Source organism: uncultured Allobosea sp. (assembly GCF_945957345.1).
GTDB lineage: Bacteria > Pseudomonadota > Alphaproteobacteria > Rhizobiales > Beijerinckiaceae > Allobosea.
In genome coordinates this window covers 20,588-43,565 of the sequence record NZ_CAMFKW010000011.1, presented here as the reverse complement: position 1 = coordinate 43,565, position 22,978 = coordinate 20,588, and the positions used below count along the sequence as shown (strand labels likewise).

At 66.7% G+C, this 22,978-nt stretch carries 23 protein-coding genes; 14 read left to right on the top strand and 9 right to left on the bottom strand.

What is annotated here, in order from left to right:
• The first annotated feature begins 56 nt into the window (after positions 1-56).
• The 8 genes from Q0Q36_RS07735 to Q0Q36_RS07705 all read left to right on the top strand — a co-directional run bounded on the left by Q0Q36_RS07735 (position 57) and on the right by Q0Q36_RS07705 (position 6,341).
• Entirely contained in the window at positions 57-806 is a 750-nt protein-coding gene (locus Q0Q36_RS07735; RefSeq protein WP_293797001.1) for an SDR family oxidoreductase, read from the top strand.
• Between the two features lie 103 nt (positions 807-909).
• Complete coding sequence (locus Q0Q36_RS07730; RefSeq protein ID WP_293797000.1) at positions 910-2,379, top strand: YdiU family protein; 1,470 nt, start codon at positions 910-912, stop codon at positions 2,377-2,379.
• A 101-nt stretch (positions 2,380-2,480) separates the two neighbouring features.
• Positions 2,481-3,143, top strand: a complete 663-nt coding sequence (locus Q0Q36_RS07725) for an alpha/beta family hydrolase (RefSeq protein WP_293796998.1) — start codon at positions 2,481-2,483, stop codon at positions 3,141-3,143.
• Positions 3,140-3,481 carry a hypothetical protein gene (locus Q0Q36_RS25105; protein WP_367187163.1) on the top strand — a complete coding sequence of 114 codons (342 nt, stop codon included), beginning with the start codon at positions 3,140-3,142 and terminating at the stop codon, positions 3,479-3,481. Before Q0Q36_RS07725 ends, Q0Q36_RS25105 begins: the two co-directional genes overlap by 4 nt.
• Before the next feature lie 11 nt (positions 3,482-3,492).
• Positions 3,493-3,687, top strand: a complete 195-nt coding sequence (locus Q0Q36_RS25100; RefSeq protein ID WP_367187162.1) for an invasion associated locus B family protein — start codon at positions 3,493-3,495, stop codon at positions 3,685-3,687.
• A 427-nt stretch (positions 3,688-4,114) separates the two neighbouring features.
• The gene (locus Q0Q36_RS07715; protein WP_293796994.1) at positions 4,115-4,627 is read left to right on the top strand and encodes a hypothetical protein; all 513 of its coding nucleotides are present in this window, start codon (positions 4,115-4,117) and stop codon (positions 4,625-4,627) included.
• A gap of 14 nt (positions 4,628-4,641) precedes the next feature.
• Positions 4,642-5,271: a L,D-transpeptidase gene (locus Q0Q36_RS07710; protein ID WP_265056571.1), complete on the top strand. Its 630-nt coding sequence runs from the start codon at positions 4,642-4,644 to the stop codon at positions 5,269-5,271.
• Positions 5,272-5,315: 44 nt separating this feature from the next.
• Positions 5,316-6,341, top strand: a complete 1,026-nt coding sequence (locus Q0Q36_RS07705; RefSeq protein WP_293796991.1) for an amino acid ABC transporter substrate-binding protein — start codon at positions 5,316-5,318, stop codon at positions 6,339-6,341.
• Between the two features lie 177 nt (positions 6,342-6,518).
• On the opposite strand, the gene Q0Q36_RS07700 is transcribed toward Q0Q36_RS07705, so the two are convergent.
• Genes Q0Q36_RS07700 through Q0Q36_RS07685 form a run of 4 tightly spaced genes read right to left on the bottom strand, consistent with a single transcriptional unit; the run spans position 6,519 to position 10,675 of the window.
• A complete protein-coding gene (locus Q0Q36_RS07700; protein WP_293796990.1) occupies positions 6,519-7,271 on the bottom strand; it encodes an SDR family oxidoreductase in 753 nt (250 codons plus the stop codon).
• Positions 7,271-8,560 (bottom strand): extracellular solute-binding protein, encoded by a 1,290-nt coding sequence (locus tag Q0Q36_RS07695; RefSeq protein ID WP_293796988.1) that lies wholly within the window; start codon positions 8,558-8,560, stop codon positions 7,271-7,273. The genes Q0Q36_RS07700 and Q0Q36_RS07695 overlap by 1 nt, the downstream gene beginning before the upstream one ends.
• Before the next feature lie 56 nt (positions 8,561-8,616).
• Complete coding sequence (locus tag Q0Q36_RS07690) at positions 8,617-9,912, bottom strand: extracellular solute-binding protein (protein ID WP_293796986.1); 1,296 nt, start codon at positions 9,910-9,912, stop codon at positions 8,617-8,619.
• Positions 9,884-10,675, bottom strand: coding sequence for a FadR/GntR family transcriptional regulator (locus tag Q0Q36_RS07685; RefSeq protein WP_293796985.1), 792 nt, complete (start codon positions 10,673-10,675; stop codon positions 9,884-9,886). Before Q0Q36_RS07685 ends, Q0Q36_RS07690 begins: the two co-directional genes overlap by 29 nt.
• A gap of 110 nt (positions 10,676-10,785) precedes the next feature.
• Between Q0Q36_RS07685 and Q0Q36_RS07680 the strand changes: the two genes are divergently transcribed.
• The 5 genes from Q0Q36_RS07680 to Q0Q36_RS07660 are packed head-to-tail and all read left to right on the top strand — an operon-like array spanning position 10,786 to position 14,827.
• Positions 10,786-11,910 carry a mandelate racemase/muconate lactonizing enzyme family protein gene (locus Q0Q36_RS07680; protein WP_293796983.1) on the top strand — a complete coding sequence of 375 codons (1,125 nt, stop codon included), beginning with the start codon at positions 10,786-10,788 and terminating at the stop codon, positions 11,908-11,910.
• A complete protein-coding gene (locus Q0Q36_RS07675; RefSeq protein ID WP_293796981.1) occupies positions 11,910-12,782 on the top strand; it encodes a carbohydrate ABC transporter permease in 873 nt (290 codons plus the stop codon). The genes Q0Q36_RS07680 and Q0Q36_RS07675 overlap by 1 nt, the downstream gene beginning before the upstream one ends.
• The gene (locus Q0Q36_RS07670; protein ID WP_293796980.1) at positions 12,775-13,602 is read left to right on the top strand and encodes a carbohydrate ABC transporter permease; all 828 of its coding nucleotides are present in this window, start codon (positions 12,775-12,777) and stop codon (positions 13,600-13,602) included. The genes Q0Q36_RS07675 and Q0Q36_RS07670 overlap by 8 nt, the downstream gene beginning before the upstream one ends.
• Before the next feature lie 5 nt (positions 13,603-13,607).
• Positions 13,608-14,492 (top strand): DUF6772 family protein, encoded by an 885-nt coding sequence (locus Q0Q36_RS07665; protein ID WP_293796978.1) that lies wholly within the window; start codon positions 13,608-13,610, stop codon positions 14,490-14,492.
• Positions 14,492-14,827, top strand: a complete 336-nt coding sequence (locus Q0Q36_RS07660) for a hypothetical protein (protein ID WP_293796976.1) — start codon at positions 14,492-14,494, stop codon at positions 14,825-14,827. Before Q0Q36_RS07665 ends, Q0Q36_RS07660 begins: the two co-directional genes overlap by 1 nt.
• Before the next feature lie 130 nt (positions 14,828-14,957).
• Here the strand turns inward: Q0Q36_RS07660 and Q0Q36_RS07655 are convergent, their stop codons facing one another.
• The 4 genes from Q0Q36_RS07655 to Q0Q36_RS07640 all read right to left on the bottom strand — a co-directional run bounded on the left by Q0Q36_RS07655 (position 14,958) and on the right by Q0Q36_RS07640 (position 19,025).
• Positions 14,958-16,166, bottom strand: coding sequence for an ABC transporter substrate-binding protein (locus Q0Q36_RS07655; protein WP_293796974.1), 1,209 nt, complete (start codon positions 16,164-16,166; stop codon positions 14,958-14,960).
• A 68-nt stretch (positions 16,167-16,234) separates the two neighbouring features.
• Positions 16,235-17,254 carry an SMP-30/gluconolactonase/LRE family protein gene (locus Q0Q36_RS07650; protein WP_293796972.1) on the bottom strand — a complete coding sequence of 340 codons (1,020 nt, stop codon included), beginning with the start codon at positions 17,252-17,254 and terminating at the stop codon, positions 16,235-16,237.
• Between the two features lie 11 nt (positions 17,255-17,265).
• A complete protein-coding gene (locus Q0Q36_RS07645) occupies positions 17,266-18,192 on the bottom strand; it encodes a 3-keto-5-aminohexanoate cleavage protein (RefSeq protein WP_293796970.1) in 927 nt (308 codons plus the stop codon).
• 23 nt (positions 18,193-18,215) lie between these two features.
• Entirely contained in the window at positions 18,216-19,025 is an 810-nt protein-coding gene (locus Q0Q36_RS07640) for a cyclase family protein (protein ID WP_293796967.1), read from the bottom strand.
• Between the two features lie 106 nt (positions 19,026-19,131).
• On the opposite strand from Q0Q36_RS07640, the gene Q0Q36_RS07635 reads away from it, so the two are divergent.
• Complete coding sequence (locus tag Q0Q36_RS07635) at positions 19,132-19,773, top strand: TetR/AcrR family transcriptional regulator (RefSeq protein WP_293796966.1); 642 nt, start codon at positions 19,132-19,134, stop codon at positions 19,771-19,773.
• Between the two features lie 60 nt (positions 19,774-19,833).
• Here the strand turns inward: Q0Q36_RS07635 and Q0Q36_RS07630 are convergent, their stop codons facing one another.
• Positions 19,834-22,977, bottom strand: coding sequence for an efflux RND transporter permease subunit (locus Q0Q36_RS07630; protein ID WP_293796965.1), 3,144 nt, complete (start codon positions 22,975-22,977; stop codon positions 19,834-19,836).
• Position 22,978: the final 1 nt, after the last annotated feature.

Sequence of the window (22,978 nt, the reverse complement as noted above, 5' to 3'; positions counted from 1 at the left end):
GCGCCCCTTCCCGCCGGCAATAAGGATCGGGAATCAATCAGGAAGGGGAGGCCGGCATGGCCAAGGAATTCAACGGCAAACGCGTGATCGTCATGGGCGGCAGCCGCGGTATCGGCCGTTCGATCGCGCTGGGCTTTGCCGCGGGCGGGGCGGCCGTCTCGATCTGCGCCCGCAGCGCCGGGCCGCTGGAGGCGACGCGCAAGGAGATCGAGGCGCTGGGCGTCACCGCGCATGCGGCCAGCGTCGATCTCGCGGATGCCGGCCAGATCGAGGCCTATGTGCCGCAAGCCGTGAAGGCGCTCGGTGGGCTCGACATTCTCGTCAACAATGCCTCGGGTTTCGGCCAGAGCGACGACGAAGAGGGCTGGGCGGCGTCGCTCAGCGTCGACATGATGGCGGTGGTGCGCGGCAGCCATGCGGCGATCCCGCATCTCCAGCCGGGCTCGTCGATCGTCAACATCTCGTCGATCTCGGCCCTGCGGGCCTCGGCGCGCTCCGCGCCCTATGGCGCGATCAAGGCGGCCGTGATGCACTATACCGGCAGCCAGGCGAAGATGCTGGCGCGCAAGGGCATCCGCGTGAATTGCGTCGCGCCGGGCTCAATAGAGTTCCCCGGCGGCTCCTGGGAGAACCGGAAGACCTCCAATCCGGAGCTCTACAACGCGACGCTGGCGACGATCCCCTTCGGGCGGATGGGCAAGCCGGAGGAGATCGCCGAGGTCGTGCTCTTCCTCGCTTCGAGCAAGGCGAGCTGGGTCACCGGGCAGAGCATCGTCGTCGATGGCGGCCAGCTCGTCGGGCCGTAAGGGCCCTGACGCCGGATAGCTGTGCGCTGAGCCGGGCATCCTCTCGGGGCAAAAGCGCAGCTTTCCGTGTTGCGCTGCTGCCTGCCGCGCCCATATTCGGTCGATGAACCCGATCGCCTTCGACAATTCCTATGCGCGCCTGCCGCCGCGCTTTTACGCCGAGGTCGCGCCGACCCCTGTCGCTGCGCCCCGGCTGATCCGGCTGAACGAACCGCTTGCCTCGCGGCTTGGGCTCGATCCCGACTGGCTGAAGGGGCCGGAGGGCATCGCAATGCTGGCCGGCAATGGTATGCTGGCCGGTGCGGCTTCAATCGCGACGGCCTATGCCGGCCATCAGTTCGGCGGGTTCAGCCCGCAGCTCGGCGACGGGCGCGCCATCCTGCTCGGCGAGATCATCGACCAGGATGGCAAGCGCTACGACCTCCAGCTCAAGGGAGCGGGCCCGACCCCGTTCTCGCGCCGCGGCGACGGCCGTGCGGCGCTCGGGCCGGTGTTGCGCGAATATATCGTGAGCGAGGCGATGGCGGCGTTGGGGATTCCAACGACGCGGGCGCTCGCGGCGGTGCTGACGGGCGAGGCCGTCCGGCGCGAGACCTTGCTGCCCGGCGCCGTGCTCACCCGCGTCGCCTCAAGCCATATCCGGATCGGCACCTTCCAGTTCTTCGCCGCGCGCGGCGATGTCGAGGCCCTGCGCCTGCTCGCCGACCATGTCATCAGCAGGCATTATCCGGCCTGCTCCGGCGAGGGACGCTATCTCGCTTTGCTCGAAGCCGTGGTCGCTACGCAGGCCGCGCTTATCGCGCAATGGATGACGATCGGTTTCATCCACGGCGTGATGAACACCGACAACATGTCGATCGCTGGGGAAACCATCGATTACGGCCCCTGCGCCTTCATGGATGCCTATCATCCGACGACGGTGTTCAGTTCGATCGACGAGCACGGCCGCTATGCCTATGCCAACCAGCCGCCGATCGCGCGCTGGAACCTCACCCGCTTCGCCGAGACGCTGTTGCCGCTGCTGGACGCGGATATCGACAAGGCCGTACCGATCGCACAGGCGGCGCTCGACCGGTTCGATCCGCAGTTCCAGGTGCATCTGATCGCGGGTTTCCGTCGCAAGCTCGGCCTCGCCACGGAAGAGGCGGAGGATGTCGAGCTGATCCGATCGCTGCTGGAGGCGATGCAGCAGGGCGAGGCCGATTTCACGCTGGTCTTCCGGCGTTTGAGCGAGGAAGCCGCGCAGGACAGCGCGGATGCCTGCCGCAGCCTGTTCAGCGACCCGGCCGTGTTCGAAGCCTGGGAGGGCCGCTGGTGCCAGCGGCTGCTCCGGGAGACCGCATCGGCCGAGACGCGGCGCGGTGCGATGCTGAAGGTCAACCCACTGTTCATCCCGCGCAATCATCTCGTCGAAGCAGCCATCGAGGCGGCGGTCGAGCGTGGCGATTTCGGTCCGTTCGAAGTCCTGATCGATGTGCTCGCCCGGCCTTTCGAGGCGCAGCCGGGCCGCGAGAACTATGCCCGTCCGCCAGAAATGCATGAACGTGTGCTGGCGACGTTCTGCGGGACCTAGGTCCCGCGGCAGGGCTATCGGGCGCTATCCAGGTCAATTAGGCTGTCGCGCCGAAGGCGACCGGAACCAGAGCATCCGGTCCGGCGAAGCAGGGCGGCACGATGTTTCTTTTCGATGGCCCCGAGCAAGCCGCCATGACCGTCCTGCTGGCGCATGGGGCCGGTGCTCCCATGGATTCGTTGTCGATGACGGCGGCGGCTAGGGCGCTGGCCGAGGCGGGCTTTCGCGTCGCCCGGTTCGAGTTCGACTATATGGCGGGGCGGCGAAGCGGCGGACGACCGCCGCCGCCGCGGGCCGAGAAGCTCAATCCGCAATATCTCGCTGCTGTCGATACATTGGGCGCCACGGGGCCGCTGTTCATCGGCGGCAAGTCGATGGGGGGCCGCGTCGCGAGCATGGTGGCCGACGCGCTGTTCGCGCAAGGCCGGATCTGCGGCCTGCTGTGCCTCGGCTATCCCTTCCACCCGCCCGGCAAGCCGGAGCAATTGCGGACCGCGCATCTCGCCGATCTCCGGACGCCGACCCTGATCGTGCAAGGAACGCGCGACGAATTCGGCACCCGGGAGGAGGTTGCAGCTTACAGGCTCTCGCCGCAGATCGAGATGCTCTGGCTGGAGGATGGCGACCACGATCTCAAGCCCCGCAAGCGCGTTTCCGGTTTTTTGGCGGCCGATCACCTGGGAACCATGGCCGAGATGGCCTCCGCTTGGGCCGGGCGTTGCTGCTCGCCGGCTGAGCATCCCTCGCGCGGGAGAGGGCCGTGACGGCAGCGCCGTTCCCCATGATGCGTTTGCGGACCGAGGATGTTCCGCGCCGGGAGCAGATGGCCTTCGTGTATGATTTCGTGGCACGCCATGTCGGCGGGCTGCAGTTCCGCCCTGCCGACCGGGACAATATCCAGATCGACCTGGAGGAGAGGACCACGAGGTCTCCGTCGACGGTGGGAAGACCATCAAGTCGGCCTGGGCCAATTTCAGCGTCAGGTTCTGAAGGCTCCATGGATCATCGTTCCCGTTCCCTCATCCTGACGAACATCGTCGCGCTGTTTCCGATCGCCGGGCAGACGGATGCGATGTTCGCTTCCAGGTCGACGAGAAACTGACGGCGCAGCCGATGCGATTCCGCACGTGCCTGCCTGGCGGCTGTCTGGTCGCCGTCAGCTTCGATGCGCCGACCGTGCTGGCCCCGCGGACCGGCACTGCGCTGAAGATCGAAGCGGCGACCAATGATGGCGCGGCTGCACCATTCTCCATCTCGCTCCGGGGTTTCGCCACCGCTCTCGATCGCGTGGGGATATTGTCGCGCTGATGCAGCGATGACGGTCTCCTGACGGAGCAGACGGCCCACGCGCGTCACCATGTCGAAGCCGCGTTGAGCCCGCGACCGCAGCTCTGTTGCAGTCTCCGGTTGTCGTTTCGCCGGCGGCCGCGCAGCCGGCCGGGGCGATTGCCGCGCATGTTGGCGGCTCCACCGGAGCCGCTGACAACGGCCCGTCCTCGATATCCGACGTTGTCCCCTTGTGCTGGCCTGTTGCGTGGTCAGGGGAGCCGGCAGGGCTTCCGCTCGCGGCCGGGCTTGATCGGAGCGTCCTTTGCGGCTCTCATGCGATGTCCCGTTTCGCTTGCGGGAAAGGTGGACGGCCGGAGCGCGGCTTGCCGCCGACCTCGACGACCTGGGATACCGGGCGCGCAGGCCGTGCCGCACGGGCTATCGTGTTGCAAGGAGGGGGACGCCGATGATCGAGCTTGCACGCTTCCAGGACATAAGATGGTCGACTGTCGGCGCCGTGGCATGCGGCGTCGTCTTGCCCTTCCTTCTCGCAGGCTGCGGCGGTGGCGAGAGCCTGCCGCCCATCGCGAGCGGCGGTGCTGTCGGCGCATCCGCCCCGGCTCCGGCGAATGTCTCGCGGGATGCCTTGGTCGGGCGCTGGGGCGTCGCCTCCTTCCACACGGAGAAGGACCGCAAGCGGACGGAAGCCGAGGCGCGCAGCCAGTGCAAGCAACCCTATGTCATCGCAAAAGGCTCCGGCGACGGGGTGATGATGCATGTAGCCGATGATCCCAAGCTCTATGAGCTCCGGCTGAAGGCAGGGCCTGGTGGCAAGACCTATCTCGGCTTCGAGGCCCCGGCGGGCGATCCGCAGGATCGCGAATTGCTGTCGGTCAAACCGAAGGAGTTCGTGGCGCGCTTCGTCGATCCCGATGCCAACGCCCGCTATGGAACCTTCATCTACAGCCGCTGCGGCTGAACGGAGGCGCTGAGATGAACCACGCAATCCGCACTGGCCTGCTGGTCTCCGGCCTCGGGCTCGCATCGCTTCTCGCCTTGCCCGGGATGGCCTCGGCGCAGCCGCGCCCACCGGCGGCGATGCAGGAGACGATGGATATCGGCGACGAGCCAGGCCGTGTGTCGGGCGAGGAGGCGACGATCACCGACGGGCCATATGCCCGCCAGATGGTGCTGTTCCGCTCGAACGAGGCGCCGGGCACGGTCGTGATCCATTCGGCCGAGCGCTTCCTCTACGTGGTGCAGGGCAATGGCCGTGCCCTGCGCTACGGCATCGGTGTCGGCCGCGAGGGCTTCACCTGGTCCGGCCAGGTCCAGGTCAGCCGCAAGGCCGAGTGGCCGGACTGGCGCCCGCCGCCGGAGATGCTGCAGCGCCAGCCCTATCTGCCGCGCTTCATGGCCGGCGGCCCCGGCAACCCGATGGGCGCACGCGCGCTCTATCTCGGCTCGACGGTTTTCCGCATCCACGGCACCAACCAGCCGGAGACGATCGGTCAGGCGATCTCGTCGGGCTGCTTCCGGCTCGCCAACGGCGATATCGCCGATCTCTATGACCGCGTGCCGATCGGGACCAAGGTCATCATCCGCCACAAGGCGACGCTGTGACAGACCCCGCCATTTCCGTCGATCTGAAAAAGGGACAGGCAGACATGTCGAAGACCCCCTGGATTCGTCGCAGCGGTCTCGGTTTCGCGCTTCTCGCCGGCTTCGCCGTTCCGGCCGGCGCCGGTACGCTCGACAGCGTGAAGCAGCGCGGCACGCTGCAATGCGGCGTGAGCGAGGGCGTGACCGGTTTCTCCGAGAAGGACGCGCAAGGCAACTGGCGCGGCTTCGATGCCGATTTCTGCCGCGCGGTGGCGGCGGTCGTGCTGGGGGATGCGGGCAAGGTCGCCTTCACCCCGCTCTCGGCGAGTCAGCGCTTCGATGCGCTGAAAGGTGGCAAGGTCGACCTGCTGGCACGCAACTCGACCTGGACGCTCGGCCGCGAGGCCGAGCTCGGGCTGGCCTTCGCGGGCATCACCTACCATGACGGCCAGGGCTTCCTGGCGAAGCGCGCGCTCAAGGTCGATACCGCGCTGTCGCTCGACAAGTCCAAGATCTGCGTCGAGGCCGGTACCACGACCCAGCTCAACCTTGCGGATTTCTTCAAGGCCAATTCGATGACCTATGAGGAGAAGGTTTATCCGAGCGCCGCGGAGGCTTTCGCGGCCTTCGAGGGCGGGCAATGCGATGTGCTGACCCGCGACCAGTCGGCGCTGCATGGCGACCGGCTCCGGCTCGCCAAGCCGGCCGATGCGATCGTGCTTCCGGACGTCATCTCGAAGGAACCGCTCGGGCCGGTGGTGCGCAGCGACGACTTCCCATGGTTCACCCTGGTGAAATGGGTGAATTTCGCGCTGATCAATGCCGAGGAGCTCGGGGTTTCCAGCACCAATCTCGACGACGCGCTGAAATCGGCGAAGCCGGATGTGCGCCGCTTCGTCGGTGCCGAGGGCGGCTTCGGCAAGGCGCTCGGCCTCGAGGCCGACTGGGCGGTTCGCGCCGTCAAGGCAGGCGGCAACTATGCCGAGATCTATGAACGCAATCTCGGCACCGGCTCGAAGCTCGGCATCCCGCGCGGGCTGAACCAGCTCTGGAGCATGGGCGGCGTCCTCTACGCGCCGCCGCTGCGATAGGGCTGGCTTCGGAATAGTCCCGTGCTCGCGCGGGACTGCTCATAGCCGCCGCTCAGGGCTGGAACTGTATTGCCCTGCGTGCCAGGCGCTCGCCATGGCCAGAGCGGGAGCGAGGTTGCTGATTTCGCCGTCGCGAGGCGAGCGGGCGCGAGTGGCAGTCCCCGGTCGCTGTGGCTGTCACAGCCGCAAGCCGCCATCCACCGCGATCTCGGCGCCGTTGATATAACTGCCTTCGGGCGAGCTGAGCAGCAGGGCGATGCCGGCACAATCCTCAGGTCTGCCCAGCCGGCCGAGGGGGATGCGGGCGAGCACCTGCGCCTCCCGCCCGGGCTGGGCGAGGACGGCGCGGTTGCGGTCGGTCAGGATCGCGCCGGGCTTGACGATGTTGAAGGTGACGCCCGGCACCTGCGTGGTGCGGGCGAGGTTCAGGATCATGTTGGTCTGCGCTGCCTTCGTGGCGGCGTAGTAGAAATGGGTCGGGTTGGGCCGCGCTTCCTGCACGCTGCCGATCGCGATCACCCGGCCGAAGCCGCGCGCCAGCATGCCCGGCAGGAAGGCCTGCAGCAGCCGCACGGTCGTGTGGATATTGATCGCGGTCTGCGCGGCCATCGCCGCTTCCGAGACCGCGTCCCAGGTTTCCTGCATCTCGACGGACGCGCAAAGCACGAGGATATCGGGCTCGGCCGCCTTTGCCTTCAGCTCTGCCACCATCGCAGTGGAAGCCGCCGTCTCGGCGAGATCGGCGATCAGGGCCGAAGCCGCTAGGCCCTGGGCTCGCAGATCGGCTGTCGCTGCATCGGCCGCGGCGGCATCGCGATCATGGATGATCGCATGCGCGCCGGCTTCGGCGAGGCGCGCCGCGACGGCGAGGCCGATGCCGCTTGCCGCACCGGTGACGAGGGCGGTGCGGCCCGAAAGCGCTCCCGCCATCAGCCGAGCAGCGGCTTCACGCGGGCGGTCGCATCGTCCATCGCCTGCTGCGCCGGCTTGCGGCCGAGCACGGCGGCCTGTGTTTCCTCAATGAAGATGTCATGGGCGCGGGCCTGCTCGTCGAAGGCCGGCAGATGGATGCGCGAGGCCTTGAGCGCCGCGGCCTCGTCAGCGGCATAGGGCATCGCCGCCTTCAGCTTCTCGTCGGCATAGGTCGAGATGCGGACAGGGCCGTTGCCATTCAGCGCCATGGCGGTCGTGCCGGCCTTCGAGGACAGCGCTCGGATGAACTCCCAGCTCAACGGCTTCTGCTTGGCGTTCTTCGGGATCATCAGCGCCCAGAACTCGGTCGTCGGCGCGAAGGCGACCTTGCCGACGAGATCGGCTGCCATCGGCGGCAGCAGCGACTTGAACCTGCCGCCGTACTTGCCCTTGGACGGATCGTTATAGGTGACCAATCGGGCGAAGGGGTTGATCGTCATCGCCGCCCGGCCCTGCTGCATCCAGGTGGTGATCTCTTCGTTGTTCACCGTCGCGAAATTCCGCGGCAGCACGCCGGCCTTGTAGAAATCGGCGAGCAATGTGAGCGTCTTCACCATCGGCGCGTCGGCTGCGACGATCTTGCCGTCGGTCGTCATATAATCGCCGCCGAGGCAGCGGGCGAGCGTCAGGAAATTCGAGGCGAAGACGGCGGTGAAGGCGAGGCCATAGACCTGCGTGCCGTCCTCGCGCTTGAAGGTGAGCTTGCGGACAAGCTCGGCCAGCTCCTCGAAGCTCGTCGGCAGCTTGGTGACGCCGCGCTCTTCCAGCAGGGCCTCGTTGTAGATCAGGGCATTGGTCGCGTGGCGGACGGGGATGCCGTGCAAGGCATCCCCGAGCTTGAGCGGGGCGAGCAGGCCCGGCGCGAAATCGTCGAAGGCCTCGATCGGCGCCTGCTTCAACAGCGCGTCCAGCGGCTCGAAGAGCTGGAGATTGCGCGGGACGGCGCGGCCGTTGACGAGATAGGCGACGTCGATCGAGGTCTCCGAGAGCGAAGCCTCGCGCAACAATCGCTCATGCACGGCGTTCACGTCGCCGAACGTGACCCAGTTCACATCGGCGCCACTGGCCTTGCGGAAGGCTTCGGTCGCGTCGCCGCCGGGGCCGGTCGTGGCCGCGTTCTGGTGGACGCGGTGGCCGAGTGCGGTGAGCGTCTTGGCTTGGGCGAAGGCGCCTTTTGGCATAAGTGCCGAAGTGGCAGCGGCACCAGCGAGAGCGCCGAACCGGCGGCGCGAGATCCGAAACGTCATCGATGTCCTCCGGGATTGTGTCTTCGGCGCCGTTACCGCGCCGTATTCTCGATCGGTCAGGCCGGCAGCAGCGGCTGCACACGCTTGACCAGCGAGGCCATCGCCTCCTCCGGCGTCTTCATGCCGAGCACGGCGGCTTCCGCCTCTTCCTTGAACAGGTCGCCGGCCCGCGCCGCCTCGTCGAAGGCCGGCATCGGCACGCGCGCGACCTTGAGCACCTTCAGCTCCTCGGCCGCGTAAGGCACGGTCCCGGAAAAATCCTGGTCGGCATAGGTCGAGGCGCGGACCGGGCCGTTGCCGTTGAGCGCTGCTTTCAGCGTCGCCTCCTTCGAGGTCATCGCCTTGATGAAGCTCCAGGCGAGGTTCTTGCGCCTGGCGTTCTTCGGGATGACCATGCCCCAGAACTCGACCTTGGCCGGGGCAGCGACATATTTGCCGGCCAGCGTCTTCGAGGCGGGCACGGCGATGGTCTTGATCTTGCCGGGGAATTTCGACTTCTGCGGGTCGTTGTAGATGCGGTTGCGGCCCATGCTCTGCAGGCTCATTGCGGCGCGGCCCTGCTGCATCCAGACATTGACATCCTCGGGCGAGAGCGTCGCGAAATTGCGCGGGAAGGCATTGGCCTGGAAGAGTTCGCGCAGCGTGCGGATCGCATTCAGCATAGGCGGCTGGTCGGCGACGCATTTGAAACCGGGCGTGATGAATTCGCCGTCCCAGGCGCGGGCGAGGTCGATCACGTTCGGGTAGGTCACGCCCGGCGTACAGAGGCCCACGACCTGCGTGCCATCGGCGCGGCGATAGCTGCAGGCCTTGGCGATCTCGATCATCTCCTCGATCGTCGCAGGCGGCTTGGTGAAGCCCTTCTCGGCCAGGATCTCCTCATTGTAATGCAGGCCGGAAGAGGCGTGGCGAAAGGGGATGGCGAGCTGCTTGCCGCCGACTTTCATGCCTTCCATCAGGCCGGGGAAGATGTCGGCGACGTCCTCGACCGGGTCCTTTTTCAGATAGTCGTCGAGCGGTTCGAACAGGGTCGCGGCGCGCGGCACGACCTGCGTGTTGACGACGAAGCCGACATCGACGGAGGTCTCGCCGAGGCTGGCCTCGCGGAACAGACGCTCCTGCAAGGGGCCGGTGTCGAAGGTCGTCCACTGGACCGTGACGCCGTTCTTCTGCGCCCAATCCTTGGTGATGTCGCCGCCCTGCGCTCCGGTCGCGACCGTCTGCATGACGCGATGGGTGAAGACGTTGAACGGGCCGCTTTGCGCCTGCGCGGCGTGGCCGAGCCCGGCGAAGCTCAACCCGAGGATGCCGGCGCCGAACTGCCTACGGTCGAGTGTCGCCCCTTGGCTCATGCTGATCCTCCCTGTGGCTCGCGAGTTCCGCGATGGCGGCTTCTGCCGCTTCGAAATGCTTGTTCATGGCGGCGGAAGCCGCAGCAGAATCGCCCGCGCGGATCGCCGCGACGACGCGGACATGGCGCGCAAAGGTTTGCTGCCAGTCCTCCGGCCCGCGGGCTTCGCGCGAATTGAAGATCTCCATGACCTCGCGGATCACTGGCCTCAAGCCGCGGATCTGGAAATCGAGCAGGCGGTTGCCTGAGGACGCCGCGACGGCCTCGTGGAAATCGAGATCGGCCTCGATCCAGCGGGGCACGCTGCCGAGTGCATCTTCCATCCGGGCGAGAATGAGATCGAGCTTCTCGATATCCTCCGCCGAACGGCGTTCGGCGCTGTGCGCGGCGATCGGCGGCTCGAGGATGCGGCGCAGCTCCACGGCCTCGGTCAGGCCATTGGCCCGGCCGCGCACGGCGAAGCGGTAGAAGCGGTCGAGCGGGGCGGCGTCGAGCGCCTGGACTCGCGTCGGCTTGCCCTGCTGGATATGGACGACGCCCATCGCTGCGAGCTGGCGGACGGCCTCGCGGGCGATCGGCTTGCTGACGCCGAAGGAGGCGGCGATGCGCGATTCCGACGGCAGAGAATCGCCCGGCTTCAGGCGGCCCTCATGGATCGCCTGCGTGATGCGCTGGATCACGGCATCGCCGAGCCGCATCGGCACGACATCGCCGCCTGCGAACGGGTCATCTGCATCCAGCACGGCACGGGCGAGATCGCTCATCACTATCCTCCGGTGGCGATCATTGACAGATGCCGCGTTCCTTGGCAACTGTTAAACCTATCAGATAAGTAGATGTCGCCCAGTGACACGCCTCGGGAGGGCCATGCCGGATGTCGGCCAGCCGCATCGCCAAAGTTCACGTCCATCCGCTGCGGGCGACCCTGCCCAAGGTGCAGCGGACCTCGCAGGGCGATTATCCGGCGATCGAGATCGTCGTCGTGGAGGTCGAGGCCGAGGACGGCACGATTGGGTTCGGCGAGGGGCTGTGCCGGCGCGGCGCCGCCGGCTATGCGCGCTTCATCGAAGACGGCCTGGTGCCGCGCCTGATCGGGCGCGATGCTGCCGACCGGCGCGCATTGTGGAAGGCGATGCGCGCCGCGCTCTCGGGCCGGCCCGGCGGGCAGGTCGTCGAGGCGATCGCGGCGGTCGATATCGCGCTCTGGGATATCGCGGGCAAGCAGGCAAACCAGCCGATCCATCGCCTGCTCGGCGGCATGGGGCGCAAAGAGGTTGCGGCCTATGCCTCCTCGATCAACTGGCTCGACGATGCCACGGTCGAGGCTGAGGTCGTGGCGGCGCTGAAAGCCGGCTTCCGCGAGATCAAGGTCAAGCTCGGCCATCCGCTGCGCGATGCGGTAGCTCGCGCGAAGCTGGTCCGCCGGCTCGCGGGCGACGAGATCGCCCTCTATGTCGATGCGAACTGGGCCTATGATGTCGAGGATGCGATGATCGTCGGCCGGGCGCTCGCCGATCTCGGCTACGGCTTCTTCGAGGAGCCGATCGCCCCGCATGATCGCGAGGGCTATCGCCGCCTCGCCCAGCACCTGCCGATCCGGCTCGCGGCCGGCGAGAGCGATTTCGTCGCGGGCGAGGCGCTGACCATGCTGCAGGACCGCTCGCTGGGGCTGATCCAGCCCGACGTCACCCGCTCCGGCGGCATCACCGAGACCTGGCGCATCGCCGAGCTGGCTGCGGCGTTCAATACCGCTTACGCGCCGCATGTCGGCTGGTCGGGCGCGATCTGCGTGGCGGCGAGCCTGCAACTGGCGGCGGCGGCGGAGAGCTTCCGCACCTTCGAATGCATGGTCTACGAGAACCCGCTGCGCGACGCCTTCACCCGGCCGCTCGTCGGCGAGGGCTCGCAGCTCGTCGACGGCAAGCTTGCGATCCCGCAGGGGCCGGGGCTGGGCATCGAGATCGATCGCGAGGCGCTCGCGCGCTTCAGGATCGCCTGATGAGCGCGCGCACGCCCCTTTCCGCGGTCGCGTTGGTCACTCCAGTCCAGCTGATGATCGGCGGCATCATCTTCCTGCCGGCGCTCTATGTCTTCTGGCTGAGCCTCAACCAGTCCTCCTTCGGGCAGGCGCCGACATTCGTCGGCCTCGCTAACTACGCCAAGGTGCTGGCCGATCCGTATTTCTGGAAGGCGCTGCTCAATACCGTCATCGTCGTCGCGGTCGTCGTGCATGTCGAATTGCTGATCGGGCTCGGCATGGCGCTGTTCTTCGCCTCCGGAGTGCCGTTTCGCGCGCTCCTGCTCGCGATCGTGCTCGCGCCTTATGCCGTCAGCGAGGTCTCGGCGGTGGTGATGTGGCGCTATCTGTTCGAGCCAGATGTCGGGATGATGAGCCGGCTCCTGGCCACGATCGGCCTGCCGCCGATCGAATGGGCAGTGAACCCGAGCCACGGCCTCGCCATGGTCAGCCTGCTCTCGATCTGGCTGCACCTGCCGTTCTCGTTCATCATCCTCTATGCGGCGCGGCTCTCGATCCCCAGCGATCTCTACGAGGCGGCTTCGATCGACGGCGCCTCGGCCTGGACCTCGTTCCGGCGCATCACCCTGCCGCTCTTGATGCCGGCGCTGCTGATCGCGGCCTTGTTCCGCTATATCTTCGCCTTCCGGTTGTTCTCCGAGGTCTGGCTGATGACCGGCGGCGGGCCGGCGCGTTCGACCGAGGTGATGGCGGTTTATCTCTATCTCGAGGCCTTCCGTTACAACGCCTTCGGCTCGGCCGCCGCCACCGGCTGGCTGCTCGTGCTCGCCTCGCTCCTGCTCGCGCTGTTCTATCTGCGCCGGCTCTACCGGGAGATGTTCGCGCGTGCCTAAGCTTTTGCGCCATCTCCTGAAATTCATCGGCGTGCTTGCCGTCGTCGCATGGTCGCTGGTGCCGATCGGCCTGATCGCGCTATCCTCCTTCAAGGCCGATCGCGACATCTTCTCGCCCACCGGCGCCTTCTCCTTCGCGCCGACGCTGGCGAACTATCAGGCGCTCTGGACCCGCTGGGGCGATTTCTTCTTCGGCCTGTGGAACAGCTTCCTCGTCACGGTCGGGGCGACGCTGCTGGCCGTCGGCGTCTCGCTGCTCGCCGGCTTCGCCTATTCGCGCTTCGCCTCGCGCGGCTTGCAAGCCTCGGCCTTCTTCCTGATCTTCATACGCCTGATCCCGCCGATCGTGATCACGCTGCCGCTTTTCCCGGTGGTGAACTGGCTAGGGCTCAACGACACGCATTTCATCCTGATCCTGCTCTACGCCACCTTCTTCGTCTCGCTGGGCACGGTGGTGATGCGCACCTTCATCGACCAGATCCCGCGCGAGCTCGACGAGGCCGCGATGGTCGACGGCGCCTCGCAGATGCAGATCATCGCCCGCGTCATCCTGCCGATGGCGGCGCAGGGCATGCTCGCGGTCTCGGTCTTCGTCATCGTCTACGCCTGGAACGAGTTCCTCTTCGCCTTCATCTTCACGACGACCAAGGCGAAGACCGCGCCCTTGGTGATCTCCGAGATGATCGGCGCCGTCGAGGGCGTCGAATGGCGCGTGCTCTTCGCGGCCTCCACCGTGCAGCTCGTGCCGGTGCTCGCCTTCGTCATCCTCATGCAGAAGCATCTCGTGGCGGGTCTCACCGCCGGCGCGGTGAAGGGGTAATTGCCATGACCCAGCTCGACGACCTCAGGCGCGCGATCCGCGAGGCCGACCCGCAGCTCAGCCGCTTCGACCCGCTGCCGCGGATCATCTGCCTCGACGATTTCGACCGGGGCATGTGCGGCTGGACCCAGCTCGTCGGCAATTACGAGGATACGCTGGACGCGATGCTGCCGGGCTATGCCCAGCACAGCCACGCCATGCTCTCGACCCTGCCGAACTGGGATTTCGGCTCGCATGGTGGCGTCGACGGCTCCTACGCGCTGAAGATCGCGACGCGGGCCAGGAAGGGCGCACAGAATGTCGCGATCAAGCGGCTGACCTTCCGCAAGGCCGGGCCGATCCGGCTGGAGGCCTATTTCACCTTCAAGCCCGAGGCGACGGAACTCGCGCTCTCGGAGACCGATATCCGCTCCTTCGGCTTCCTCTACGATCTCCAGATCGGCGATACGTCAGGGCCGGGTGACCGGGTGATGCCGCACCTGCGCTTCCTCAACGCGCAGGACGGGCAGCACATCCAGAAATGGCAGTTCAAGCGCAAGACGACGCCGATCAAGCCGATCGGCACCGCCGGCAAGACGATCACGCATTACCACCTCGCGCCGGACGACTGGGAGGACCTGCCGGGCGGCGAGCAGCGGCTCTGCTACAACGAGATTCCGACCAAGGTGAATTGGCATTATCTGCGCTTCGATTTCGACCTCGCGGCGATGCAGGCGACGCGCTTCCAGGTGAACGATCGCGTCTTTGCGATGGACGGTTACGACTGCATCCGCATCCCCGCGATGAAGAACCTGTGGTGCATGTTGAACCTCGCCTTCTTCGCCGAGACGGATACCGACAAGCGCGCCTTCGCCTATCTCGACTCCGTCTGCCTGTCGGGGGATTTCTGATGCTGCCCGAGAACCTGACCGCCGTCGTTGCTCGCAACGAAAGCTGGACCGGCGCCAGCGCGACCGAACCTTACGAAGCCGGCTGGGCCAAGGAGGCGATCGTCTTCGTCCGGGCGCTGAAGGAGCCGAAGGGATTGCTGCCGAAGGCACGGGTCGAGATATCGGCCGACGGGCTGCACTGGTGCCCCGAGGGCTCGGAATTCGATCTGCCGGCCGCGAAGGACTCGGTCACCTTCCAGCGCTTGGCGCATTTCGGCAATTTCCTGCGCGTCGCCGCGACGCTGCCCGATGGCGCCGAGATCACCGTGCTGGTGACGTTCCACTTGAAGGTCTGATCGAGCCCAGCGGGGATATTTGTTCAGGGCGTCCTTCGTCCTGAGATGCCGCAGCTTGAAGCGCTGCGGCGCCCGCCGCCGGAAGCGCTCGGGGAGAGCGCAAAATCCGGCGGCGATTCCGGCCTTTCGCTCAGCGCTTGATGGCTGGGCAGGCGCTTTCGCTCAGCGGGCGGAACGCCTGGTCGCCGGGGATGGTCGCCAGGACATCGTAGAGGTCCCAATCGCCCTTCGACTCGGAAGGCTGCTTGGCGCGGAAGACGTAGAAGTCGTGGACCATGCGGCCGTCCTCGCGGAGCTTGGCGTTGCGGACCACGTCGTCCTCGATCGGCACTTCGCGCATCTTGGCGATCACGGTCTTGGCATCGTCCGATTTCGCGGCGGCGACAGCTTTCAGGTAGTGCCGGACGGACGAATAGATGCCGGCCTGGATCGCCGAGGGCACCGCGCCATGCTTCGCCTTGAAGCGCTCCGAGAAGGAGCGGGTGCGGTCGTCGAGGTTCCAGTAGAAGCCTTCGGTCAGCACCGTGCCCTGCGCCGCGGCGAGGCCGACGCTCTTCACGTCCATGGCGGTCAGGAAGAAGGCGACGAGCTTCTGCTTGTCCTGGCCGATGCCGAAATCGCGCGCCGTCTTGATGCCCGCGACGGTGTCGCCGCCGGCATTGGCGAGCGCGATATAGTCGGCGCCCGAGCCCTGCGCCGTGAGGAGCTGCGAGGAGAGGTCGACGGCCGGAAAGGCGTGGCGGACGGAGCCGACATAGGTCCCGCCCTTGGCCGTGACCAGCGTCTTGGCGTCGGCTTCGAGCTGGTGGCCAAGCGCATAGTCGGCGGTGACGAGATACCATTTCGTGCCGGGCTTGGTCAGGTAGTTGGCGATGCCGGCGACCTGGACATAGGTGTCCCACATCCACTGGACGATATGGTCGGGCTGGCAGGCATCGCCAGTGAGGCGGGCCGTGCCGCCCGGGAACAGGCCGACCCGGTTCTTTTCCTTGAGCAGTGGCGGGATGGCGAGCTGGAGCGACGCATTCGACATGTCGGCGAGGACGTCGACGCCCTGCCGGTCGATCCACTCGCGCGCGATGGTCGAGCCGACATCCGGCTTGTTCTGATGATCGGCCGAGACGATCTCGATCTTCATGCCCGCGCATTCCGCCTTCAGGCAGTCGTCGACGGCCATCTGCGTGGCGACGATCGAGCCCTTGCCGGTGATGTCGGAATAGACGCCGGACATGTCGGTGAGCACGCCGATCTTGACCGTTCCGCCGGAGATTTCGGCCTGGGCCGCACCGGCCAGGCACAGCGCGGAGACGCCCGCCAATGCAGAGATGATGCGCTTCATGGTTCCTCCCGAATCCTGTTTTCGAATTCTGTTCTGATTGCCGCGTGCCGTGTCGAACGGCGCCGGACCTACCAATGCGCCATCGGCAGGCCGGCAACGGGTGAGCGGAAATACGGAATGCGGGTGCCCTTCAGGCTGCCGACATAGACGGTCCGCAGGTCCGGCCCGCCGAAGGTGATGCTGGCACACCAGGGAGCAATCGTGCCGCCGCAGGCGAGCATCAAGTCCGGCGTCGCCTCGCCGCGGGCAAAGGCCGCGAGGAAAGCCTGGCCGGCAGCGCTGTCGCGGTCGTCGTCGAGCAGGATGCGCAACTCGCCCTCCGGCGTGATCGCGAAAATGCGGTCGGTGAAGACATGGGTGCCCCAGAGATTGCCATGGGCGTCGAAGGCGATGCCATCGATACAGGCGCCGTGATCCTCCGGCCCGAAGGTCTCGCGATCGGTCAGGTTGCCATCGGGCAAGACGCGCAGGCGCGTCACTTTCCGCGCACAGGTCTCGGCGACGTAGAGCCATTCCTCCCTGGCATCGAGGCGGATCTCGTTGGTGAAGGCGAAGCCCTCGGCGACGATGCGCAGGCGGCCGCCGTCATAGAGCGCGACATAGCCATCGCGGACGTTCGGGCTGATCGCCTTCATCCAGTTCTTCGTGCGGGTCGAGATCGTCAGCCAGATGCGGTCCTGGCTGTCGCGCAGGACGAAATTGACCTTGCCGATCGGTTCGCCGTCGATTCTGTCGACCAGCACGCGGGTCCCGCCGTCGCGCGTCATGACCTCCAGCCGGTCGGTGCCGAAATTGGAGATCAGGATGTCGCCATTGCCGGCGAAGGCGAGGCCGTTGGGCAGCGTGCCCGAGACGAAGCGAGCCTCCTGATCGGTCGCCTCGGCAAAGCCGCGGCTCGCCGTCTGGGTGATCAGGGTTTGCGAGCCGTCCGGCCTGATATGGACGACGCCGCCGCGCGCATCGGCGCTCCAGAGCGAGCCGTCGCGCTCGGCCAGGATGCATTCCGGTCTTTGCAGGCCTTCGCCGATGTAACGGATCGTGGCGGGATCGACGGTGAACCCGTCGAGCGGGTTGGGACGAGGCGCCATGCCGGGCGCCTTCAGAAATTCACCCGGTCGCCGCCCTTGAGGCCGAGCGTGGCGCGGGCCTCTTCCGGGGTGGCGATCTCGTAGCCAAGTTCCTCGACGATGCGACGGATCTTGGCGACCTGCTCGGCATTGGACGTCGCGAGCTTGCCGCGGCCGATGAACAGGCTGTCTTCCAAACCGACGCGGACATTGCCGCCCATCATCGCGGCCTGCGTGCAGAAGGCCATCTGGTGGCGCCCGGCCGCGAGCACCGACCAGTGATAATCCTTGCCGAACAGCTTGTCGGCGGTCCGCTTCATGAACATCAGGTTGTCGAGATCGGCGCCGATGCCGCCGAGAATGCCGAAGATCAGTTGCAGGAAGACCGGCGGCCGGAACCAGCCGCGATCGAGGCAATGCGCCAGGTTATAGAGATGGCCGACATCGTAGCACTCATGCTCGAACTTGGTGCCGTGCCCCTCGCCGAGCAGCTTGTAGATGCGCTCGATGTCGCCGAACGTGTTGCGGAAGATGAAATCCTTGGTGCCGGCGAGATAGGGCTGCTCCCAGGGATGCTTCCAGCCGCTGTATTTCTCCGCCAATGGATGCAGCGCGAAATTCATCGAGCCCATGTTGAGCGAGCACATCTCGGGCGCGGCCTTGAGCGGAGCGGCGAGGCGCTCCTCGACGCTCATGTTGAGGCCGCCGCCGGTCGTGATGTTCACCACGGCATCGGTCGCCTGTTTGATGCGCGGCAGGAACTCCATGAACACCGCCGGGTCAGGCGTCGGGCGGCCGTCCTTCGGATCGCGGGCGTGGAGATGCAGGATCGCGGCGCCGGCTTCTGCCGCGGCAATGGCCTGTTCCGCGATCTGGTCGGGCGTGATCGGCAGGTGGTCGGACATGGTCGGCGTGTGGATACCGCCGGTGACCGCGCAGGTGATGATGACCTTGCTCATGCGCTTCTCCCTCGATTATCGGTTCAGGCCGGCAGGATGGCGACGGCCCGCGTCCAGCCGGCGGAGCCGTTGCGCACCTTCACCGGCAGGCAACTGATCATGAAGCCGGTCGCCGGCAGGGCTTCGAGATTGTGCAGCTTCTCGATCTGGCAGTAGCCGGCCTCGCGCCCGGCCTTGTGGCCTTCCCAGATCAGGGCGGCGTCACCGGTCTCGGCGAAGCGGTGGGCGGTGTGGCTGAACGGCGCGTCCCAGCTCCAGCCATCGGTGCCGACGACCTTGATGCCCTGGTGGACGAGATAGAGCGTCGCCTCGCGGCCGAAACCGCAGCCTGAATCGATATAGTCGGCCTCGCCATAGCGCTGGCCGGCGCGGGTGTTGACGATGACGATCTCGAGCGGGCTGAGACGATGGCCGATACGCTCTAATTCGGCGTCGATCTCGGCGGGCGTCACCACGTGGCCGTCGGGCAGATGGCGGAAATCGAGCTTCACGCCCGGCTGCAGGAACCATTCCAGCGGGCATTCGTCGATCTTGAGGGCCGGCGCCCCGCGATCCTGCGTCGGATGATAGTGCCAGGGCGCATCGACATGGGTGCCGTTATGGGTCGAGATCGTCGCGAGTTCGACGGCCCAGCCCATGCCATCTGGCAGTTGTTCGGGCTTCAGGCCTGGAAAAGCGGCAGCGATGTCCTTCGCGGTGCCTTCATGGGTGCGGTAGTCGATCCTGACCTTCTGGAAGGGCGGATCGGCGGGCACGTCGTTTTCGAGCGGGATCGAGAGATCGACGAGGCGCCCGGTCGGCATCATGCTGGTTTCCTCCTGGCGTCCCATCATGCTCTGTCGGCAAGAATTTGGACGAACGTCCGACCAATAGCGTAGAATATGCTTTCTGGTAAGAGGCAAATCACGCAGGGCAGGGGCGCTGCGAAGGAGGGATTCGATGGCCGGGGTGCCGACGCGCGAGCGCATTCTCGACGCAGCCGAGCGGACATTCGCCGAACGCGGCGGTGCCGACGGCGCTTCGATGCGCGATCTCGCCGCCGCGGCCGAGGTGCGGCTGTCGCAGCTCAGCTATTATTTCGGCTCGAAGGAGGCGCTGTATCGCGCCGTCTTCGCCCGCCGCGCCGATGCGCTGGCACTAGCCCGGGGGACTGCCCTTGCGCAGGCGATGGCGGCGCCAACTCCCGACATCAGCGCCGTGGTCGAAGCTTTCATCGGCCCTTCGGTCCGCCAGCGTTTCGCGGAAGGCGTGCAGGGCGCGGCTTTCGCGCTGATGACGGCGCGGGAGGCGGTCGACCCGCGCGAATCCGCCCGCGGCGTCCTCGCCGAGCATTTCGATCCGACCGCGACGGAGTTCCTGGCGGCCTTCACGAAACTATACCCGCAGGCGTCACGCGCGGCGATGGTCGATGCCTATCTGTTCATGGTTGGGGCGCTGGTGATGACGATGGCGGCGGGCGACCGCGCCGCGCGTCTCGACGACGAGCGCCAAACGTTGTCTCCCGCCGGCCTTGCGGAGCTTCTGCTGGAGCGCCTGACCCGCTTCTGCGCCGCGGGCATCGAGCGCTTGCTGGCCGAATAGCCCAGCGTTCCGGAAAGCCACCGCGGGGTCAGGGACTGATCGCCGTTCCGAAACGGATAGTCAGTGGAGGGATCCGGGCTTCTCCTCCGGGCGGGTCGAAGGCCGCAGGCGCTCGCGCAGGCTCTGGAAGACGACATAGAGCGCCGGGATCACGAAGATGCCGATGAGGGACGCAGCCAGCATGCCGCCGAAGACCGGCGTGCCGACATGGCGCCTGGCGAGCATCGAGGGGCCTTCCGCGATCACCAGCGGCAAGAGGCCGAGGATGAAGGCGAAGGACGTCATCATCACCGGGCGGAAGCGCAGGCGGGCACCCTCGGTCGCCGCATGCAGGAGCGGGTGGCCCTTTTCCCGCAGCTCCTTGGCGAACTCGACGATCAGGATGCCGTTCTTGGCGGCGAGGCCGATCAGCACGACGATGCCGATCTGGCCGTAGAGGTCGAGCGTCAGCCCGGCCACGACGATCGCCAGGAAGGCGCCGAGGATACCGACTGCGACCGAGAGCAGCACCGGCACGGGGATGGTCCAGCTCTCATAGAGCGCGACCAGGAAGAGGTAGGCGAAGAGCAGCGCGAAGGCGAGGATGATCGTCGTTTGCCCCTCGGCCCGCTTCTCCTGGAAGGAGACGTCGGTCCAGGCGCCGCGATAGCCCGTGGACAGGGTCCTGGCGGCGACGTCCTCCATCGCCTTCAGGGCCTGGCCGGAGGAGACCCCCGGCGCAGGCGAGCCCTGCAGCGTCACGGCCAGGCGGTTGTTGTAGCGGATCAGCGCCTGCGGGCCGACCACCACCCTGGCCTCTACGAAGGAGCGCAGCGGGATCATGTCGCCGGCGCGGCTGCGGACATTGATGCGGTAGATGTCGTCAACCGAGGCGCGATCGGCGCCATCGGCCTGGACCTGGACCTGCCAGGTGCGGCCGAACAGGTTCATGTCGTTGACGTAGTAGCCGCCGAGCGAGGCCTGTAGCGCCTGGAAGACGTCACTCAAGGCGACGCCGAGGATCTGGACCTTGTCGCGGTCGATGTCGAGATAGATCGAGGGCGCCGAATCCGAGAAGGTCGAGAACACCCGCCGCAATTGCGGCTCCTGGTTGGCCGCGACGGTCAGGCCGCGCAGGGCCTGGCCGAGCGCCTTGGGATCGGCCGAGCCCATGTCCATCAGCACGTAGCTGAAGCCGCCGCCGCTGCCGAGGCCGATGATCGGCGGCGGCGCGATCGGGACGACGTTGCCGGCGCGCACGGCGCGGAACTTCTGGGCGAGGCGGGCGATGACCGCCGAAGCCGAGTCCTCCCGGCTGGTGCGTTCGGCAAAGGGCTTCAGCGTCACCACGAAAAAGCCGGCATTGGGCTGCGAATAGTTGTCGATGAAGTTGAGGCCGATGACGGTCGAATAGTCGGCGATCGCCTTCTCCGTCTTCAGGATGCCCTCGACCTCGGCGGCGAGCGCGGATGTCCGGCCGATCGAGGCGCCGTCGGGCAATTGGGCGACGACGAAGAAGGCGCCCTGATCGTCCTCGGGCAGGAAGCCGGTGGGCGTGATGCGCCCCATGGCGTAGATGCCGGCGCCGAAGGCGGCGGTCAGGACAAGGCTGATGGCCGAGATGCGCACGAGGCGCGCCACGCCCTCGCCATAACGGTCGCGTGTCCAGTCGATGCCGTGCATGACATAGCCGATCGGCCCGCGCCGCGGCCCATGATGAGGCCGCAGCAGGATGGCGCAGAGTGCCGGTGACAGGGTCAGCGCGTTGATCGCCGACAGCACCATCGCGACCGCGACGGTGACGGCGAACTGCCGGAAGAGCTCACCGGAAATGCCGGGGATGAAGGCGACCGGAACGAAGACCGAGAGCAACACCAGCGTGATGGCGATGATCGGGGCGACGATCTCACCCATGGCGCGCTTGGTCGCCTCGGCGGGCGTCAGCTCGGGGTGCTCCTCCATCACGCGCTCGACGTTCTCGATCACGACGATCGCGTCGTCGACGACGATGCCGATGGCGAGCACCACCGCGAGCAGCGAGACGGTGTTGGCGGAATAACCGATGGCGTTGAGCACGATGAAGGCGCCGATCAGGCTCACCGGCACGGCGACGGTTGGAATCAGCGTCGCCCGGAGATTGCCGAGGAACAGGTAGACGACGATGACCACGAGAACGAAGGCCTCGATCAGCGTCTTCTGGACTTCGTGGATCGTGGCGGTGACGAAAGCGGTCGGGTCGTAGGTGACCTTCCAGGCGAGGCCGTCGGGGAAAGATTTTTCGAGGTCGCCGATCGTCTTCTTGACGGCTTCCAGCGCGGTGAGGGCGTTGGCGCCGGGCGCCTGGTAGACGCCGATCAGCACGGCCGGGCCACCGTTCAGGCGAGTGTCGCGGTCGAGATTGGCGGCGCCGAGCTCGAGGCGCGCCACGTCCGAGAGCCGCAGGATCGAGCCGTCGGCATTGGTACGCAGCACGATCCTGCCGAACTCCTCCGGCGAGGTCAGGCGGCCCTTGGTCTGGATGTTGAGCTGCAGCTGCTGGTCATCGGAGATCGGGCGGGCGCCGATGCGGCCGACTGCGGCCTGCGCGTTCTGGCCCTGGATCGCGGCGATGACGTCGCCGGTGGTGAGGCCCAGGCCGGTCAGGGCGTCGGTGCGGACCCAGGCGCGGATGGCGTAGTCCTGCGCGCCGAACAGCGAGGCGTCGCCGACGCCGGCGGTGGACTTGATTGCGTCGAGGAGGTTGATCGTGACGTAGTTCGAGACGAACAGCGTGTCGTAATTGCCCTTCGGCGCATAGACGGCGATGACGCCCAGCAGAGCCGAGGACTGCTTCTTGACCACGACGCCGCTGCGCTGGACTTCTTGCGGCAGCTTCGACAGGGCGAGCTGCACGCGGTTGTTGACGTTGACGTTGTTGATGTCGGGATTGGTGCCGAGCTCGAACGAGACCTGCAGGGAATAGCTGCCGTCATTGCCGCTGACGCTCTTCATGTAGAGCATCTTGTCGGTGCCGACGATCTGGGCCTCGATCGGCTGGGCGACGGTCTGCTCGACCACGGCTGCGGAGGCGCCGGGATAGGAAGCCCGCACCGAGATCTGGGGCGGCACGATGTCGGGGTATTGCGCGACGGGAATCGCGAACAGCGAGAGCAGGCCGGCGATCGTGGTGACGAGCGCGATGACGATCGCCAGCCGGGGCCGGTCGACGAAGACGGAGCTCAGCATC

Excerpts from the sequence above, each read along its gene's own strand:
- Q0Q36_RS07735 (WP_293797001.1), top strand. The coding sequence starts at position 57 with ATGGCCAAGGAATTCAACGGCAAACGCGTGATCGTCATGGGCGGCAGC.
- Q0Q36_RS07730 (WP_293797000.1), top strand. The coding sequence starts at position 910 with ATGAACCCGATCGCCTTCGACAATTCCTATGCGCGCCTGCCGCCGCGC.
- Q0Q36_RS07725 (WP_293796998.1), top strand. The coding sequence starts at position 2,481 with ATGTTTCTTTTCGATGGCCCCGAGCAAGCCGCCATGACCGTCCTGCTG.
- Q0Q36_RS25100 (WP_367187162.1), top strand. The coding sequence starts at position 3,493 with ATGCGATTCCGCACGTGCCTGCCTGGCGGCTGTCTGGTCGCCGTCAGC.
- Q0Q36_RS07715 (WP_293796994.1), top strand. The coding sequence starts at position 4,115 with ATGATCGAGCTTGCACGCTTCCAGGACATAAGATGGTCGACTGTCGGC.
- Q0Q36_RS07710 (WP_265056571.1), top strand. The coding sequence starts at position 4,642 with ATGAACCACGCAATCCGCACTGGCCTGCTGGTCTCCGGCCTCGGGCTC.
- Q0Q36_RS07705 (WP_293796991.1), top strand. The coding sequence starts at position 5,316 with ATGTCGAAGACCCCCTGGATTCGTCGCAGCGGTCTCGGTTTCGCGCTT.
- Q0Q36_RS07700 (WP_293796990.1), bottom strand. The coding sequence starts at position 7,271 with ATGGCGGGAGCGCTTTCGGGCCGCACCGCCCTCGTCACCGGTGCGGCA.
- Q0Q36_RS07695 (WP_293796988.1), bottom strand. The coding sequence starts at position 8,560 with ATGACGTTTCGGATCTCGCGCCGCCGGTTCGGCGCTCTCGCTGGTGCC.
- Q0Q36_RS07690 (WP_293796986.1), bottom strand. The coding sequence starts at position 9,912 with ATGAGCCAAGGGGCGACACTCGACCGTAGGCAGTTCGGCGCCGGCATC.
- Q0Q36_RS07685 (WP_293796985.1), bottom strand. The coding sequence starts at position 10,675 with ATGAGCGATCTCGCCCGTGCCGTGCTGGATGCAGATGACCCGTTCGCA.
- Q0Q36_RS07680 (WP_293796983.1), top strand. The coding sequence starts at position 10,786 with ATGTCGGCCAGCCGCATCGCCAAAGTTCACGTCCATCCGCTGCGGGCG.
- Q0Q36_RS07675 (WP_293796981.1), top strand. The coding sequence starts at position 11,910 with ATGAGCGCGCGCACGCCCCTTTCCGCGGTCGCGTTGGTCACTCCAGTC.
- Q0Q36_RS07665 (WP_293796978.1), top strand. The coding sequence starts at position 13,608 with ATGACCCAGCTCGACGACCTCAGGCGCGCGATCCGCGAGGCCGACCCG.
- Q0Q36_RS07660 (WP_293796976.1), top strand. The coding sequence starts at position 14,492 with ATGCTGCCCGAGAACCTGACCGCCGTCGTTGCTCGCAACGAAAGCTGG.
- Q0Q36_RS07655 (WP_293796974.1), bottom strand. The coding sequence starts at position 16,166 with ATGAAGCGCATCATCTCTGCATTGGCGGGCGTCTCCGCGCTGTGCCTG.
- Q0Q36_RS07650 (WP_293796972.1), bottom strand. The coding sequence starts at position 17,254 with ATGGCGCCTCGTCCCAACCCGCTCGACGGGTTCACCGTCGATCCCGCC.
- Q0Q36_RS07645 (WP_293796970.1), bottom strand. The coding sequence starts at position 18,192 with ATGAGCAAGGTCATCATCACCTGCGCGGTCACCGGCGGTATCCACACG.
- Q0Q36_RS07640 (WP_293796967.1), bottom strand. The coding sequence starts at position 19,025 with ATGATGGGACGCCAGGAGGAAACCAGCATGATGCCGACCGGGCGCCTC.
- Q0Q36_RS07635 (WP_293796966.1), top strand. The coding sequence starts at position 19,132 with ATGGCCGGGGTGCCGACGCGCGAGCGCATTCTCGACGCAGCCGAGCGG.
- Q0Q36_RS07630 (WP_293796965.1), bottom strand. The coding sequence starts at position 22,977 with ATGCTGAGCTCCGTCTTCGTCGACCGGCCCCGGCTGGCGATCGTCATC.